The organism is Fusobacteria bacterium ZRK30 (assembly GCA_024628785.1).
GTDB lineage: Bacteria > Fusobacteriota > Fusobacteriia > Fusobacteriales > Fusobacteriaceae > Psychrilyobacter.
Map to the genome: position 1 here is coordinate 1,521,634 of CP102405.1, position 15,459 is coordinate 1,537,092.

Consider the following 15,459-nt stretch of genomic DNA (forward strand, 5'->3'; position numbering starts at 1 on the left):
ACCTAAAGTATACTTAGTTAAAAATGTTATGAAACACTAATTATTATACTATTTTAATCAGTTTTCTTCAATGATATGATATAATAAACTTTAGATAAATGTTGATAGTTAAAAGAATAAAGTTGAATCGAAATTACGCAGATTGAAAAGTAAATTAATAATAATTTACGATATTCAGAGTAGAAAGGTTTAAATTTATAAAATATAGCAGGAGGATGAATAAATATGAAAAAAAGGATACAAGAAGTTATAGTCGTAGAAGGTAAAGATGATATTTCTGCAGTAAAGAAAGCTGTGGATGCTGAGATGATAGAGGTCAATGGATTTGCTGTGAGAAGAAAATCTACCTTGGAAAAGATAAAGAATGCCTGTGAAAGAACAGGGGTAATCGTCTTAACAGACCCTGATTTTGCAGGGGAACAAATTCGAAAAACTATTGAAAATTATGTTCCCGGTGTTAAACATGCTTATATCTCTAGGGAAGAAGGTAGAAAAGGTGATAATATCGGAATTGAGAATGCTGATCCTGAATCTATCCTAAAAGCCTTAGAAGGAGCAAAATTTAAAGTGGTTTCAGAAAGAAAAGAGTTTACAGTTATCGATATGATTGAAAATAATTTATCTGTAGGATCAAATTCTAAAGTGAATAGGCAAAATTTAGGAGGTCTATTAAAGATAGGTTATGCTAATAGCAAACAATTTTTAAGTAAATTAAATAATTTTGGGATAACCCGAGATGAATTTGAGAATGCCGTAAAAAAATTAAACGATAAAAATTAGATTATTAAAAAAAATAACAAATAATTTTATTGTTATTTGAAAAAAAAATAATATATACTAAAGATATTTTTTTCACTTTTTTAAACTTAAATTCTAATAAAAATGCCCTAATAAATGATATAATTTTTTGCTTAAATATTTTTTTCACCCCACATTTGTTTATTGAATGTGTTTATTTCGAATAAATTGCGTTTTTTTAAAATAAAATGGTTGATTTCGAGAGAGGTTTATAGTATAAATAATTAGATCAAAAAATAATAAATTTAAAGGGGGATAAAATAATGAGAATAGGAATACCTGGAGAGATCAAACCACAAGAACATAGAATTGCACTAGTACCAGAGGGAGCAGCAGAATTTATTAACAGAGGACATAACGTTTATATGACAGCTGGAGCGGCAAATGGAATTGGATTAACTGACGAAGATTATAAAGCTGTAGGAGTAGAGATCCTTTCGACTTTAGAAGAAGTATATGAAGTTTCAGATATGATCGTGGGAGTTAAAGAACCTCAACCTAGAGAACTTGCTCTTATTAAACCTGGACAAATTCATTATAGATACCTTCATTTGGCACCTGACTACGATCAAACAGTAGGATTAATGGAAGCTGGAGCTACTGGAATCGCATTTGAAACTGTAGAGATGCAAAATAGAAGTTTACCATTATTAGCACCAATGTCTGAAGTAGCTGGAAGAGAATCAGTTATTTTTGGAGCTAACATATTAGCGAAACATATGGGTGGAAAAGGAATCTTATTAGGTGGTGTTACAGGGACTGCCAGAGCAAAAGTTGTAGTAGTAGGAGCTGGAATTGCTGGACAAGCTGCACTAAAGATGGCAGTTGGATTAGAATCTGATGTAACTATATTAGATGTAGATATCGCTAAATTAAAGTATTTAGATGATATTTATGGAAATAAGATCAAAACTCTTTATTCAAACGCAGGAAACTTAGCAGCAACTATTAAAGAGGCTGACTTAGTAATTTCTACAGTATTAATTCCAGGAGCTAAGTGTCCTCACTTAATCACTATGGATATGATCCACTCAATGGAAGCAGGATCAGTAATTGTTGATATCTCAATCGACCAAGGTGGATCAACTCCAATCTCTAGACCTACATATCATGAAGACCCTACTTTCTTAACTGATAACGGTGTAGTAATGTATTGTTGTGCTAATATGCCTGGAGCTATGCCTAAGACATCTTCGTATGCTCTTGCAAATGTTACACTTAAATATGGATTAGCAATAGCTGATTTAGGAGTAGAGGGAGCTATCAAGAGATTCCCTGAATTAAAGCCTGGTATAAATGTTTATGAGGGTAAATTAGTTTATAAGCATGTTTCAACTGCTTTCCCTGATTTAAAATTTGATGAATTAGATACAGTAATGTATGCAGGAAAATAAATTAAAAAAATAGTATTTTAAAGCTCAAGGATAACCTTGAGCTTTTTTTGTCTGTGGAGTTGTAAAACTATCTCCAACTTTTTACAAAATTTTATATTTTTTTAGAGAATAAAAGTATTAAAACAAATTATTTTTTTAGGTTAATAAAAAATAATATTAATTGTTAAAGATATTTTTTTCACTATTTGAAAAAACAAAAATAAGGAAAAGAGTGCTGATTAATGAAACAATACAAATGTAAAGATATTTTTTTCACTTAAAACTAATTGTATTTATGTTTGTTAACCGAAACAAATGCGTTTTTTTAAAATAAAACGGTTGATTTTGAGAAAAGTATATAGTATAAATGATTAGATCAAAAAATAATAAGTTTAAAGGGGGACAACACAATGAGAATAGGAATACCTGGAGAGATCAAACCACAAGAACATAGAATTGCACTAGTACCAGAGGGAGCAGCAGAATTTATTAACAGAGGACATAACGTTTATATGACAGCTGGAGCGGCAAATGGAATTGGATTAACTGACGAAGATTATAAAGCTGTAGGAGTAGAGATCCTTTCGACTTTAGAGGAAGTATATGAAGTTTCAGATATGATTGTGGGAGTTAAAGAACCTCAACCTAGAGAACTTGCTCTTATTAAACCCGGACAAATTCATTATAGATACCTTCATTTGGCACCTGACTACGATCAAACAGTAGGATTGATGAAAGCTGGAGCTACTGGAATTGCATTTGAAACTGTAGAGATGCCAAATAGAAGCTTACCATTATTAGCACCAATGTCTGAAGTAGCTGGAAGAGAAGGAGTTATTTTTGGAGCTAACATCCTAGCAAAACATATGGGTGGAAAAGGAATCTTATTAGGTGGTGTTACAGGAACTGCCAGAGCAAAAGTTGTGATTGTAGGAGCTGGAATATCTGGACAAGCTGCACTAAAAATGGCAGTTGGATTGGAAGCTGATGTAACTATATTAGATGTAGATATCGCTAAATTAAAGTATTTAGATGATATTTATGGAAATAAGATCAAAACTCTCTATTCAAACTCAGGAAACTTAGCAGCAACTATTAAAGAAGCTGACTTAGTTATCTCTACAGTATTAATTCCTGGAGCTAAGTGTCCTCACTTAATCACTATGGATATGATCCACTCAATGGAAGCAGGATCAGTAATTGTTGACATCTCAATCGACCAAGGTGGGTCAACACCAGTCTCTAAACCAACATATCATGAAGCTCCTACTTTCTTAACTGATAACGGTGTAGTAATGTATTGTTGTGCTAATATGCCTGGAGCTATGCCTAAGACATCTTCGTATGCTCTTGCAAATGTTACACTTAAATATGGATTAGCAATAGCTGACTTAGGAGTAGAGGGAGCTATCAAGAGATTCCCTGAATTAAAGCCTGGTATAAATGTTTACGAGGGTAAATTAGTTTATAAGCATGTTTCAACTGCTTTCCCTGATTTGAAATTTGATGAATTAGACACAGTGATGAAATAGACATAGTAATGTATATTGGAAAATAAATTAAAAAATAGTATTTTAAAAGCTCAAGGTTATCCTTGAGCTTTGTTGTTGTTGCCAAACACCTAGAATTATTTTTTGGTAGAAGTTTAGTTTTACATTTAATTTGACAATCTAGAATTTGATTAAATTTTGAAAGTATAAACGAAGAATAACTTTTCCTACATCAATTTACCGTGTTTTTCATAGCTGGAAATTTTTTCAACTTTATTGTCCTCTCCTAAAAGAACTACCTTGGGTTTATGCTCCTCTGCCTCTGATTCGTCCATATAGCAATAGGCCATTATAATTACCCTGTCCCCTGTCTGTACCATCCTGGCTGCAGCTCCATTGAGGCAGACGATTCCCCTCTCTGTCCCGGCGATTACGTAAGTTTCAAATCTAGCCCCATTGTCTATATCAACTATATGCACCAGCTCATATTCCCTTATCCCTGCTGCTTTCATAAGCTCTACATCCAAAGTTATGCTTCCTACATAATGAAGTTCTGCCTGTGTTACTGTGGCCCTGTGTATCTTTCCTTTAAGCATCTGTAGTTTCATCTTTTCCCCCTAGAATTATATTGTCTATCAGTCTGGATTTTCCTATAAATACTGCAGTGGCTGCCACTGCTTTATCCTCTATTTTTGTTATTTTTTGAAGTGTATCAGCGTGGACTATCTCAAAATAATCCACGACAGCTCCCCCTACCCCCTCTATCCTTTCTACAGCCCATCTTCGGATCTTTTCTACCTCAGCCTCCCCTTGAATAACTCTGTCTTTTACAGCTTTCAAAGTTTGATTTATTATAAGGGCTTTACTTTTTTCATCTTCAGATAATCTTGCATTTCTAGAACTCATAGCCAGCCCGCCTTTTTCTCTTACAGTTGTACATCCTATAATTTCAAGGGGGATATTCAAGTCAGCCACCATTCTTTTTACAACCATCAATTGCTGATAATCTTTTTTTCCAAAATAAACCATCTGAGGAGCCAGGATAAGAAAAAACTTTGTAAGAACTGTGCAGACTCCTCTAAAGTGTCCGGGCCTTGTAGCTCCACAAAGTTCAGTATCTAAATTTTCTATCTCTACAAAGGAATTAAATCCCCGGGGATAGACCTCCTGCACCGTGGGACTAAAGATGAGATCTCCTCCTGATCTTGTCACAAGATCCATATCTCCAGAAAGGTCAGAGGGATAGGAATCTAAGTCATTACAGTTATCAAACTGCATGGGATTTACAAAAACACTCACAACTACCTTGTCATTTTCACTGGCTGCCCTCTCAATGAGACTTCCATGACCTCTGTGAAGGTATCCCATGGTAGGAACAAAACCTACACTTTCACCTGCATCCTTCCATTCTTTGATTTTTTTTTGAATCTCTTCAATTTCCCTTATAACTTCCATAGCACTCCTCCTAATAAAGTTTTTCTAAAACCTCTTCCTTCATGGTGAAGGTATGTTCCGCAGCAGGAAACTCTCCATCCCTTATCTGGTCTACATATTTTTTTATTCCACCTTTTATCACCGACCCTGCATCTGCAAAAGTTTTAACAAATTTAGGTTTAAAATTCTCATCCATATTGAGCATATCCTGATATACCAAGATCTGTCCGTCACAACCTGCTCCTGAACCAATTCCTATGGTAGGTATAGATATACTTTTGCTCACAAGATCAGCCAGTTTTTCAGGGATACATTCAAGGACTATTGCAAATACACCTGCCTCTTCTAAAAGTTTGGCATCTTCTATTATTTTTTTTGCCGCTTCCTCACTCTTTCCCTGTACCTTAAATCCTCCCATGATATTCAGGGATTGTGGTGTCAGTCCCAGATGGCCCATTACTGGTATTTGAGCCTTTATAAGACCCTTTACCTTATCTAAAATTTCCCTGCCGCCTTCCACTTTAACAGCATGGGCTTGTGTTTGTTTTATTATCCTTCCTGCATTATCTATGGCTTCTGCCAGAGTGTTATGATAGGACATAAATGGCATATCTACTGTTACCAGAGTATTTTTTACTCCTCTGACCACTGCTCTTCCATGATGGATCATATCTTCTACTGTCACTGCCAGAGTGGAATCGTATCCTAGAGTTACCATTCCCAGAGAATCTCCTACCAGTATTCCATTGATCTCTGTTCCGTCTATAATTTTTGCCATGGTATAATCATATGCTGTCAGCATGGAGAGTTTCTGCCCCTTTTTTTTAGAATTAATAAATGTTACTACTGTATTTTTCATCTTTCCTCCTCCAATATACCTTCTATTTCTTTATTTTCACCAATAATTTTCAAAAGTTCCCTGGATCCTGCAAGATAGAGATCTCGTTCCCACCTTTCTTGAGAGTTTAAATGCCCCCTCAAAGTATTTAAATCGCCCCTTTGGAGGGGACCTGTAATTGAATCTTTTATCCCCTTTTCTCCTATATTTTCAACAGTTTTTTCAACCAGGGGAAGGAGGATATCTTTAGCTTCTTTTTCTGAAAATCCACATCTTTGAAGATTATCTATTCCCCTATGAATCATTGGAACTATCAGGTTAGATGCGTAGACCCCTGCAAGGTGATATCTCATTTTAAATTTTTTCTCCACACTAAAACATCTATTTTTTAATCCCTCGACTAATTTTTTTGCCTGTGAAGAGTCTCCCTCTAAAACGAGAGACATCTCCTCCATTCTGCTCATTGCTGTATCTATACCAGAAAAAGTCATCATAGGATGAAGAGAAGCAGCCTCTGCTCCTAATTCCTCTGCGTTGCAAAATATTTCTGAGGAGACAGCACCACTGGTATGGATTACACACCGACCCCCTATATTTTCCTTGGATAGCTTATTCCAAACATGGATAATCTCATCGTCGGGAACAGTTATTAAAATTATATCTGATCGTGCTACTATCTCTGTATAACTCTCAAGAGATCTCCATCCCAGTTTAGATAGATCTATGATGTTTTCTTTTCTGTATCTGTTTAAGTATCCTGAGATAGAAAAATTTCGAGATCTTAAATATCTTCCCAGAGATATTCCTACCCTGCCTGCTCCTATAATACCAATTCTCATCCTGCCTCCATTATATAACTAGTTAGTATGATTATCTGCTCGAATATTACTACTTATAAATAAAACTGTCAAATTAAATTATTTTAACTATATCATTTTTTATTCTTTTAAATAGCACATGTGTTTGTTTTACAAGTGTTCAGGGGAAGAAAAGTAGAATTTAAACTTCATTTTTCTCTGAGGAATTTATTTTAATCTATAAAAAAATAAGACTAATTAGTAATAAAAGTTAGAGGTTTTATAACTTTATTATTACAGTCTTAAATTATATATATATTAATTTTATAGAGGAATTTTACAAAAAAGGTTTTTTTAAAGGAGATAGAGTTTTTTAGTTAAAAAAAGAAGAAGTAAATCTAACAGATATAGAAGGTTATTAATAAATCAAGGAAATGCAAGATCGGAAAAAATTCTCTAGAGTTCTTCTAGGGGAGTTTTCTAACCTTGCATTTAATTTGATAATCTGGGTGTTTAAACACAGATTGTTATTCTTTTTATCTCTTTTTTTATCTTAATAATATAGTAAAAAGTGAATAATCCTGCCAATAAATCTGCTACTGCATGGGTTGCAATTATGCCGTTTAGTCCAAATTTATAATTTAAAATATATACCAATGGGATAAAGAAAAAACCATTTCTACAACTGGCTAATATAAAACTTTCCCGGCCTTTTCCCAAAGACTGATAGAGGGTGGTCACAATAGTCGTAATCCCAAAGGTGAAAAAGAAGATATTTAAAGAATAAAGGTTTAATTGTCCTAATTTAATCACTTCAGGGTCAAATGAAAATATTTTTATAATATTTTCAGAAAATATTATATATATAAGGTTTAAAACTATACTATATATAGTAACCCATATAAGAGATACTTTAAGAGCTTCTATTATTCGGGAATAATTTTTCCGGCCATAGCTATAAGCTACTAATGGCTGGAACCCTTGGGCAAACCCAAAGAGTGTAAACATAATAATAGAGACCACACGCATAGCAATTCCTCCAGCAGCGATAGCAGTATCTCCATAGATTTCCAATGCATTATTATACACTGCCATAGATACACTGACTAAAATTTGTCTGGAAAATGACGGCAGTCCAACAATTAAAATACTGTAAAAAATAGACTTTTTAAATAAAAAGTGTTTAAAAGATATCTTTAAAAGGCTGGATTTTGAAAAATAATATTTAAATAAAAATAAAGTCGAGATAAACTGTGAAATAACAGTGGCTACAGCAGCCCCCTCTATTCCAAAATTTAAAACAAAAATAAAGATCGGGTCTAAGATAATATTTAAAATGGCTCCTAATCCTATGGCACACATACTATATTTACTATTTCCTTCTGCCCTGATTGTATTATTTAAAACCATGTTGATGACGGTAAAAAAAGTTCCTAAAATGATGATCATCGTATATGTTTTAGCATAGGGTAAAATTGTAGAAGTTGCTCCTATACTTTTTAATATCCATTCTAAATATACCACACCAAAAATAGTTGCAGCTATTGAAAAAATCACTCCTAAAACTATCGATATATTAAATGTAGTATTGGCACTTTTTTTATCCTGGGCTCCTAAAAATCTAGATATCATATTTCCTCCGCCAACACCAATCATCTGTCCTATGGCTGCTATCAGCATAAATAAAGGATAGGAAACTGCGATAGCTCCTATTGCACGAGTGTCGTTTAGCATCCCGACAAATAATGTATCAACTACGTTATATATAGCAGATATCAAAATCCCCACTACAGCAGGCAGCGATAATTTCAATAATGCTTTTGGTATTTTTTCCTCTTTTAGTATCCATTCTTTGTTCATAATAAATCTCCTTAAAATTTTAATCTATATAAAAAACATTTAAATTTTTCATAGCAGTATATCCTCTGAGATAAATTTGTTACGAAATTTTAGATGCTAAAAAAGTATATAGATAAATTCCAAAGAAAACTGTAGAATATTCTACAGTTTTTTGAAATTGTGGGGTATACTGTCAGTAAGAGAGGTGAATCATGGAAAAAATAATTAAAATAATAGAAAAAACTCCTCTAAAAGATTTTATTCCTCAAAAATACTTAGATAGATTAAAAATATTAAATTTGTCCTCTGGAGAATATTTTCATTATTCAGAAAAAAAATTAAACTCTATTTTTTTTATTGTTGAAGGAATAATACAGATAAAGCAAAGCACACAGGATGGAGTTGATTTAAATTATAGCTTACTAGATGACTTTAATGTCATTGGTGAAAAAAAGTTACTCTTTGGAGAGGAGGGGGAGGTAGATTTTTATACTATAAAAGATAAAACAAAAATTATAGAAGTCCCGATGGATGTTGGAATAGAATTAATAAAAAATGATGAATTTAAAATTTTTCTTTTAAAACTTCATTGTGAAAAACTTCATAGATTTGTATGGGATATCTCTATCTTACACTTTAAAGGTGTAAATAAATTTTTAGCACACAGTATATTAACCTATTCCAAAGAAGAAAAGTTTAGGTTTAAAAGTATGTCCTTTCTCAGTGAGATACTCAGTATTGATAGAAAAAGTTTGTACAGTGCTGTAAAAAAATTGGAGGAAGAAAAATTAATAGTGAGAGAGAATAAAATTCTAAAAATTTTAGATAGGGAAAAACTAAAAGAATATGTTAAATTTTAAAAGATACAGCTGGAGGAAATAAATGAAATTAAAAAAGAAAAAAATAATAATTGATTGTGACCCGGGAATAGACGACAGTTTGGCTATATTATTAGCTATAAATTCCGAGGAAGTAGATCTAATAGGGATAACCGTAGTCGGTGGAAATGTAGATGCTATGAAATGTGCAATCAATGCAATTAAGGTATTAGAGGTCGGTGGAAGGCTGGATATCCCGGTATATCTGGGAGAATCCAAACCTCTAGTCAGAGAATTAGAAACAGCAGAAGAAACCCATGGAGAGGGAGGGTTAGGGAAAGTGGTGGTTCAAAAGAGTGAAGATCAAAAATTAATAAAAAGCGGGGCAATAGATTTTTTACTGGCTAACTCAAGCGATTGCCACCTTATTACTATTGGACCTATGATAAATCTTGCCCGTGCAATACAAAAAGATAAGGAAGCTTTCAATAAATTCTTATCCATAACTTCCATGGGAGGAGCTTATAAAAGTCATGGGAATTGTTCCCAGGTAGCTGAATTTAATTATTGGGTAGATCCCCATGCAGTGCAGTTGGTGTATGATAATTATGATAAACCTATTACCATGGTTGGCTTAGATGTGACGAGAAGTTGTGTTCTGACCCCTGATTATCGTCAGTTGCTAAAATTTATAGACACTCCTGTATCAAATTTCATCTATGATATCACAGAATTTTATGTAGATTTCCACTGGGAACAGGAGAGAACTCTGGGCTGTGTAATAAATGATCCTTTGGCTATGGCATACTTTATAGACAACACTTTAGCAGATGGATTCTACAGTAATTTAGAGATGGTGGTACAGGGAAATGCCATAGGCCAGTCTATGATCGATGTACAAGGATTTTATAAAAGAGAAGATAATGTTTTAGTTCTAACAGAGGTCGATAATATAAGGTTTATGAATATGTTTTTTAAAAGGTTATTTAAAGGTTATGAAAAAGATATAGATCTAGTAATAAAATAAAAATATACCAAACAAAAGGACGTTAAAGATGGCTATAATTAAAGGAAAAAGAAGTCGTGTTAGTATATTTATTACAAGGGGTGATATGATATGCCAGAGCAAACATTTTTAATGATTAAGCCAGATGGTGTTAAAAGAAGATTGGTAGGAGATATATTGATTAGATTAGAAAAAAAAGGGTTAAAGATAGTCGCAATGAAGATGTTACAAATAACAAGGGAATTGGCAGAATTACATTATCGTGAGCACAGAGGAAAGGAATTCTATGAAGAATTGATAAATTTTATTACCTCTGGTCCCGTTGTAGCAATTGTTTTAGAAGGAGAAGGAATTGTGGGCCTTATCCGCAACTTTGCAGGAAAAACTAATCCAAAAGAAGCTAGGTGTGGTACAATAAGAGGTGATTACGCTTTTGACATAACTCAAAATGTTATCCATACTTCGGATTCTATACCAAGTGCCCAAAGGGAGATAATTAATTTCTTTGGGAAGTCAGAAATTCTAAGCAGTAGAGAAGGGTAGAAAATGTTTTTTTAATCTTCTAAATTTGAGATAAATGTATATTTATGATAAAATTATTTAAAATAATAGGGGTGATTTATTATGAAACAAGTACGTGATGTAATGAATACAGATTTAATAACAATAGAGGCTAACTTAACCTTTGATAACATCTTAAAAATAATGACAGAAAAAGGTGCAGGGAAGCTTCCAGTAATCGATAACGGACAATTGGTAGGGGTAGTTACAAGGGATGATATTTTGGTAAGACAGGAAACAGCACCGCTTCCTCCGGTGATTGCATTTTGGGATCTGCTTATAACCCTCCCAGAAAATAAAGAATTTAAGAAAAAATTAAAAAAATTATCAGGATACATTGCAAAGGACATAATGTCTACAGATTATTTAGTGGTAAAACAATCTGATGATCTGGCTAATGTCATAACTCAAATAGTAGAACAAAAATATAACTATGCTCTTGTGGTAGAAAATGATTCCATAGAGGGTATTATAACGAAAACTGATTTAATTAAAAAATGTTTTAATTAAGAAAAAAAGGATGGTGTAAAAAAAACGTTGGAAATTTATAGTCAACTTATTTTATTGGTGGTATTAATTATTTTATCGGGAATATTTTCAGCTTCTGAAACTGCTCTTACTGCATTTAAAAGTACTGATCTGGAAGAAATTGAAAATACTAACCCTAGAACAGCAAAATTATTGAAAAAATGGTTAACTAAACCTAATGAGATATTAACAGCAATACTATTAGGGAATAATATTGTAAATATTTTAGCTTCATCTATAGCAACTATAGTTACCTTGCAAATAATGGGGGCTAAATCTGGAAATGCAATAGCTGTAGCTACTGTATCTATGACAATCGTAGTACTTATATTTGGAGAGATAACTCCTAAAATAGTTGCCAAAACATATTCAAGAAAGATATCAGGAATTGTTATAGGACCAATTTATTTTCTGAGTATTATAGCATTGCCTATCATAAAATTATTGATGTTTGTTACTAAGATCATCAGTGGTATGATGGGGGTAAATATCAAACATGAAAATCTTATGATAACAGAGGAAGAGATAAAGTCCTATATTAATGTAGGAGAAGCTGAAGGAGTGATTGAAGAGGAAGAGAGGGAGATGATCCACTCAATTATAGAGTTTGGTGATACCACTGCAAAAGAGGTTATGACTCCGAGAACTTCGATCTTTATGCTAGATGCGGAATCTACAATAGATGAAGTTTGGGATGAGATCATAGACAGCGGTTACTCTAGAATACCTGTATATGGAGAAGATTTAGATGAAATATTAGGAATTCTTTATGTCAAAGACCTTATGACATTAGCTAAGGAAGGAACTACGAATATCCCTTTAAAAAATATATTGAGGGAAGCTTATTTTGTTCCTGATACTAAATCTATAGTGGAGATCTTAGATGAGTTTAGAAATAAACAAGTCCATATGGCTGTTGTCCTAGATGAATATGGAGGAACAGTAGGGTTAGCAACTATTGAAGACCTCATTGAGGAGATAATTGGCGAGATAAAAGATGAATACGACCTTCATGAAGAGGATGAAATTGAAAAAATAAGTGAATCAAAATATAGAGTTGATGCACGAATAAATATTGAAGATTTAAATAAGGAACTGGAGCTGAATATCCCTGAATCGGAAGACTATGAAAGTCTAGGAGGGTATGTTTTAGACATCTTAGGCCGGGTAGCGGAGGTTGAAGATATTGTTGAGTTAGAGGGTCTTAGGATGAAAGTTTTAGAGATCGATAAGATGAGAGTAGTTAAAATTCTTATAGAGATAAGTGAGGAAGAGGAATGAAAAAAATAAAAAGTCTTTTTGCAACAGGATTGATAACTGTTTTACCGGTATTAATAACAATCAATATAATGTCGTGGATATTTAAATTTTTAAACAATTATTTAAGTCAGAATATTTTTGTGAAAGAGATGACCTCATACCTATTAAAATATGAGTTTTATTCTAAATTTACAACACAGGTTTTGGTTTATTTAATTGCGATGCTAATAATTATATTGACTATTATTATTGCAGGTCTTGCCATGAGAAATGTAATTGGAAAAAAAATAGCCAAAAAAATAGATCTGCTATTCTCTAATATTCCATTGGTAAAACCTATCTATACTACTATTTTGCAGATTAGACATCTTATGTTTACATCCAATACAAAAGCTTATCAAAAAGTAGTTATGATAGAGTATCCAAGGAAGGGAATTTACAGTTTGGGATTTTTAACTAACAGAGAGAACAAACTTTTTGAAGATATATTAGGAGGGAAAAAATTACTTAATATATTTATACCTACCTCTCCTAATCCTACTTCCGGGATGTTTATAATGGTAGAAGCAGATAATGTCAAAGAATTGGATATCAAGATTGAAGACGCTGTCAAACTAATAATTTCTGGTGGAGCAATAGTTCCAAAGGTCAATAAAATTTAGAAAATTAGGAGTATTATATGAAAAAAATATTGTTAATTGTAAGTTTAGTTATGCTAGTAGGATGTACTTCAGCAGATCAAAAGAAGAAGAAAGAACACCACTTAATAAAGGGAATGAACTATAGTAAGGGTGGTAACTATACTAAAGCCATTGATGAGTATAAAGATTTTTATGAGATCGATAAAAAAGATCCTATTCTCCTGAGAGAGATGGGATTAGCCTATGCTCAATTAGGTGATTATGAGGCAGCTGAAAAATATTATTTAGAAGCTCTAAAATTAGATCCCAAGGATCAGGTAACATTATCTAATACAGCTATTTTATCCTATAAGATGGGAAAATTAGAAAGAAGCCAGTACTATCTATCACAAATTTCATCTGACAGCATAGATTTTAAAATATATCTGTTAAAGGGATATCTTGCATACGATGAAAATAAATATGAAGATGCATATCTTAACTTTACTAAAGTTTTAAATTTGATAGCTATCGAAGATTATACTTTTGTAGGTAAATATGTAGAGATTTTACAAAAAACAAATAGAACCAATGAGATCTACCCCTTTATCTATAGGGTATATGAAGTTAAAAAGAATGACCCAGATGCAGTCATTACATATTCCAGATTTTTAATCGATGTTTTTAATGATTATGATGGCGCTTTTAAAGCTTTGAAAACATATATCGCAAGGGAAAAAAATAACCGTGTAATATTAGAACTTGCTAAACGAAGTTTTGAAGTAGGAAAAATAAATGACACTGAGTTATATCTAAAGCTGTTAACAGATGCTTATAAATATGATTTAGATGTTTTAAACTTGAAAAAAGAGATAGCGGCCCACAACAATAAACCTAAAGATGTTGAAAAATATCAAAAAATAATTGAAAAGGTGAGTGATCTAGACAGTGAAGAGTATCAGAATTAGAGTTTGTGGAATTTTAGAAAAAGACGATGAGTTACTTTTAGTTAAACATATAAAAAATAAAAATGAATACTACCTCCTTCCTGGAGGCGGAGTAGATCACGGAGAGGACTTTAAAACTGCTCTTAAAAGAGAATTTATGGAAGAATGTAACCTGGATGTAGAGGTAGAAGATATGGTCTTTATATCTGAGGGGATAGCTCCTAACGGCGGACGTCATATTATAAATGTTTATTTTAAAGTTTCCTATATTAGCGGAGATCTGCAGGTCGGGCTAGACGGCAGTAACTTAATTGGTGTAGAATATATTAAGAAATTAGAGTTAGAAAATGTTATACTATATCCAAATACAAAAAAAGAGTTAAAAGAATATTTTGAATCTGAAAACAAAGGGATAAAGTATCTAGGGAACAGATGGGAATAGTAATTATTAAATAAGTAACACAATATTCTATGTTTACGCTAGTAAACTATTGGTGTATTGGTGATGCCCTTTAGGGGTAAAAAAAATAAATATAAAATTGTATGGATAATGCTTTACGCTTACTTAACAATTAAGGGAGAAAGAAAAATGAATTTAAAGAACTATATAGCACTTGTAGAAGATTATCCAAAAGAAGGGATAAAGTTTAGAGATATAACACCTTTACTGGCAAATGGAGAGGCTTTTAAAAAAGCAACAGATGAGATAGTGGAGTATGCCAAAGAAAAAGAGATTGACCTGGTAGTAGGTCCTGAAGCCAGAGGATTTATCTTTGGATGTCCAGTATCTTACGCTTTAGAAGTAGGATTTGCTCCAGTAAGAAAACCTGGAAAACTTCCCAGGAAAACAGTGGAATATGAATATGATTTAGAATATGGGACTAATACTTTATGTATGCACCATGATTCTATAAAACCTGGTCAAAGAGTTCTTATAGTTGATGATCTATTAGCTACAGGAGGAACAGTTGAGGCCACTATAAAGATAATCGAGGATTTAGGCGGAATTGTTGCTGGTATGGCATTTCTTATTGAATTAGAGGATCTAAATGGTAGAGAAAATTTAGCAGGATATGATATTATGACTTTAATGAAGTACTAAAGTATTAATAAGAAAGCGACACTTGGTGTCGCTTTCTTATTAGTACTT

General features: G+C 32.7%; 17 protein-coding genes. 12 read left to right on the plus strand and 5 right to left on the minus strand.

Annotated elements, in window-relative coordinates; genetic code table 11:
• The first annotated feature begins 225 nt into the window (after positions 1–225).
• The 3 genes from rnmV to ald (NRK67_12440) all read left to right on the plus strand — a co-directional run bounded on the left by rnmV (position 226) and on the right by ald (NRK67_12440) (position 3,703).
• Entirely contained in the window at positions 226–780 is a 555-nt protein-coding gene (gene rnmV, locus NRK67_12430) for a ribonuclease M5 (GenBank protein ID UUV18090.1), read from the plus strand.
• A gap of 281 nt (positions 781–1,061) precedes the next feature.
• Positions 1,062–2,192: an alanine dehydrogenase gene (ald, locus tag NRK67_12435; GenBank protein UUV18091.1), complete on the plus strand. Its 1,131-nt coding sequence runs from the start codon at positions 1,062–1,064 to the stop codon at positions 2,190–2,192.
• A 389-nt stretch (positions 2,193–2,581) separates the two neighbouring features.
• Positions 2,582–3,703 carry an alanine dehydrogenase gene (ald, locus tag NRK67_12440; GenBank protein UUV18092.1) on the plus strand — a complete coding sequence of 374 codons (1,122 nt, stop codon included), beginning with the start codon at positions 2,582–2,584 and terminating at the stop codon, positions 3,701–3,703.
• A gap of 185 nt (positions 3,704–3,888) precedes the next feature.
• Here ald (NRK67_12440) and NRK67_12445 read toward each other — a convergent pair whose 3' ends face one another.
• The 5 genes from NRK67_12445 to NRK67_12465 all read right to left on the minus strand — a co-directional run bounded on the left by NRK67_12445 (position 3,889) and on the right by NRK67_12465 (position 8,590).
• Complete coding sequence (locus tag NRK67_12445; GenBank protein UUV18093.1) at positions 3,889–4,269, minus strand: aspartate 1-decarboxylase; 381 nt, start codon at positions 4,267–4,269, stop codon at positions 3,889–3,891.
• Positions 4,250–5,116, minus strand: coding sequence for a pantoate--beta-alanine ligase (panC, locus tag NRK67_12450; protein ID UUV18094.1), 867 nt, complete (start codon positions 5,114–5,116; stop codon positions 4,250–4,252). The genes NRK67_12445 and panC overlap by 20 nt, the downstream gene beginning before the upstream one ends.
• Before the next feature lie 10 nt (positions 5,117–5,126).
• Positions 5,127–5,954: a 3-methyl-2-oxobutanoate hydroxymethyltransferase gene (gene panB / locus NRK67_12455; GenBank protein UUV18095.1), complete on the minus strand. Its 828-nt coding sequence runs from the start codon at positions 5,952–5,954 to the stop codon at positions 5,127–5,129.
• A complete protein-coding gene (locus NRK67_12460) occupies positions 5,951–6,772 on the minus strand; it encodes a DUF2520 domain-containing protein (protein UUV18096.1) in 822 nt (273 codons plus the stop codon). Before NRK67_12460 ends, panB begins: the two co-directional genes overlap by 4 nt.
• Positions 6,773–7,243: 471 nt before the next feature.
• Positions 7,244–8,590: an MATE family efflux transporter gene (locus NRK67_12465; protein ID UUV18097.1), complete on the minus strand. Its 1,347-nt coding sequence runs from the start codon at positions 8,588–8,590 to the stop codon at positions 7,244–7,246.
• A 191-nt stretch (positions 8,591–8,781) separates the two neighbouring features.
• On the opposite strand from NRK67_12465, the gene NRK67_12470 reads away from it, so the two are divergent.
• From NRK67_12470 to NRK67_12510, 9 genes are all read left to right on the plus strand, one after another.
• Positions 8,782–9,429: a hypothetical protein gene (locus NRK67_12470; protein UUV18098.1), complete on the plus strand. Its 648-nt coding sequence runs from the start codon at positions 8,782–8,784 to the stop codon at positions 9,427–9,429.
• Positions 9,430–9,451: 22 nt separating this feature from the next.
• The gene (locus NRK67_12475; protein UUV18099.1) at positions 9,452–10,414 is read left to right on the plus strand and encodes a nucleoside hydrolase; all 963 of its coding nucleotides are present in this window, start codon (positions 9,452–9,454) and stop codon (positions 10,412–10,414) included.
• 90 nt (positions 10,415–10,504) lie between these two features.
• A complete protein-coding gene (gene ndk, locus NRK67_12480; GenBank protein UUV18100.1) occupies positions 10,505–10,936 on the plus strand; it encodes a nucleoside-diphosphate kinase in 432 nt (143 codons plus the stop codon).
• A gap of 81 nt (positions 10,937–11,017) precedes the next feature.
• The gene (locus NRK67_12485) at positions 11,018–11,464 is read left to right on the plus strand and encodes a CBS domain-containing protein (GenBank protein ID UUV18101.1); all 447 of its coding nucleotides are present in this window, start codon (positions 11,018–11,020) and stop codon (positions 11,462–11,464) included.
• A 27-nt stretch (positions 11,465–11,491) separates the two neighbouring features.
• Positions 11,492–12,763, plus strand: coding sequence for a hemolysin family protein (locus NRK67_12490; GenBank protein UUV18102.1), 1,272 nt, complete (start codon positions 11,492–11,494; stop codon positions 12,761–12,763).
• Entirely contained in the window at positions 12,760–13,404 is a 645-nt protein-coding gene (locus NRK67_12495) for a DUF502 domain-containing protein (GenBank protein ID UUV18103.1), read from the plus strand. Before NRK67_12490 ends, NRK67_12495 begins: the two co-directional genes overlap by 4 nt.
• 17 nt (positions 13,405–13,421) lie before the next feature.
• Positions 13,422–14,330, plus strand: a complete 909-nt coding sequence (locus tag NRK67_12500) for a tetratricopeptide repeat protein (GenBank protein ID UUV18104.1) — start codon at positions 13,422–13,424, stop codon at positions 14,328–14,330.
• On the plus strand, positions 14,311–14,751 hold the full coding sequence (locus NRK67_12505; GenBank protein ID UUV18105.1) for an NUDIX domain-containing protein: 441 nt from the start codon (positions 14,311–14,313) through the stop codon (positions 14,749–14,751). Before NRK67_12500 ends, NRK67_12505 begins: the two co-directional genes overlap by 20 nt.
• A 147-nt stretch (positions 14,752–14,898) precedes the next feature.
• Entirely contained in the window at positions 14,899–15,411 is a 513-nt protein-coding gene (locus tag NRK67_12510) for an adenine phosphoribosyltransferase (protein UUV18106.1), read from the plus strand.
• The last annotated feature ends 48 nt before the right edge of the window (positions 15,412–15,459 follow it).

Coding starts and splice junctions, on each gene's coding strand:
- rnmV (UUV18090.1), top strand. CDS start 226: ATGAAAAAAAGGATACAAGAAGTTATAGTCGTAGAAGGTAAAGATGAT.
- ald (UUV18091.1), top strand. CDS start 1,062: ATGAGAATAGGAATACCTGGAGAGATCAAACCACAAGAACATAGAATT.
- ald (UUV18092.1), top strand. CDS start 2,582: ATGAGAATAGGAATACCTGGAGAGATCAAACCACAAGAACATAGAATT.
- NRK67_12445 (UUV18093.1), bottom strand. CDS start 4,269: ATGAAACTACAGATGCTTAAAGGAAAGATACACAGGGCCACAGTAACA.
- panC (UUV18094.1), bottom strand. CDS start 5,116: ATGGAAGTTATAAGGGAAATTGAAGAGATTCAAAAAAAAATCAAAGAA.
- panB (UUV18095.1), bottom strand. CDS start 5,954: ATGAAAAATACAGTAGTAACATTTATTAATTCTAAAAAAAAGGGGCAG.
- NRK67_12460 (UUV18096.1), bottom strand. CDS start 6,772: ATGAGAATTGGTATTATAGGAGCAGGCAGGGTAGGAATATCTCTGGGA.
- NRK67_12465 (UUV18097.1), bottom strand. CDS start 8,590: ATGAACAAAGAATGGATACTAAAAGAGGAAAAAATACCAAAAGCATTA.
- NRK67_12470 (UUV18098.1), top strand. CDS start 8,782: ATGGAAAAAATAATTAAAATAATAGAAAAAACTCCTCTAAAAGATTTT.
- NRK67_12475 (UUV18099.1), top strand. CDS start 9,452: ATGAAATTAAAAAAGAAAAAAATAATAATTGATTGTGACCCGGGAATA.
- ndk (UUV18100.1), top strand. CDS start 10,505: ATGCCAGAGCAAACATTTTTAATGATTAAGCCAGATGGTGTTAAAAGA.
- NRK67_12485 (UUV18101.1), top strand. CDS start 11,018: ATGAAACAAGTACGTGATGTAATGAATACAGATTTAATAACAATAGAG.
- NRK67_12495 (UUV18103.1), top strand. CDS start 12,760: ATGAAAAAAATAAAAAGTCTTTTTGCAACAGGATTGATAACTGTTTTA.
- NRK67_12500 (UUV18104.1), top strand. CDS start 13,422: ATGAAAAAAATATTGTTAATTGTAAGTTTAGTTATGCTAGTAGGATGT.
- NRK67_12510 (UUV18106.1), top strand. CDS start 14,899: ATGAATTTAAAGAACTATATAGCACTTGTAGAAGATTATCCAAAAGAA.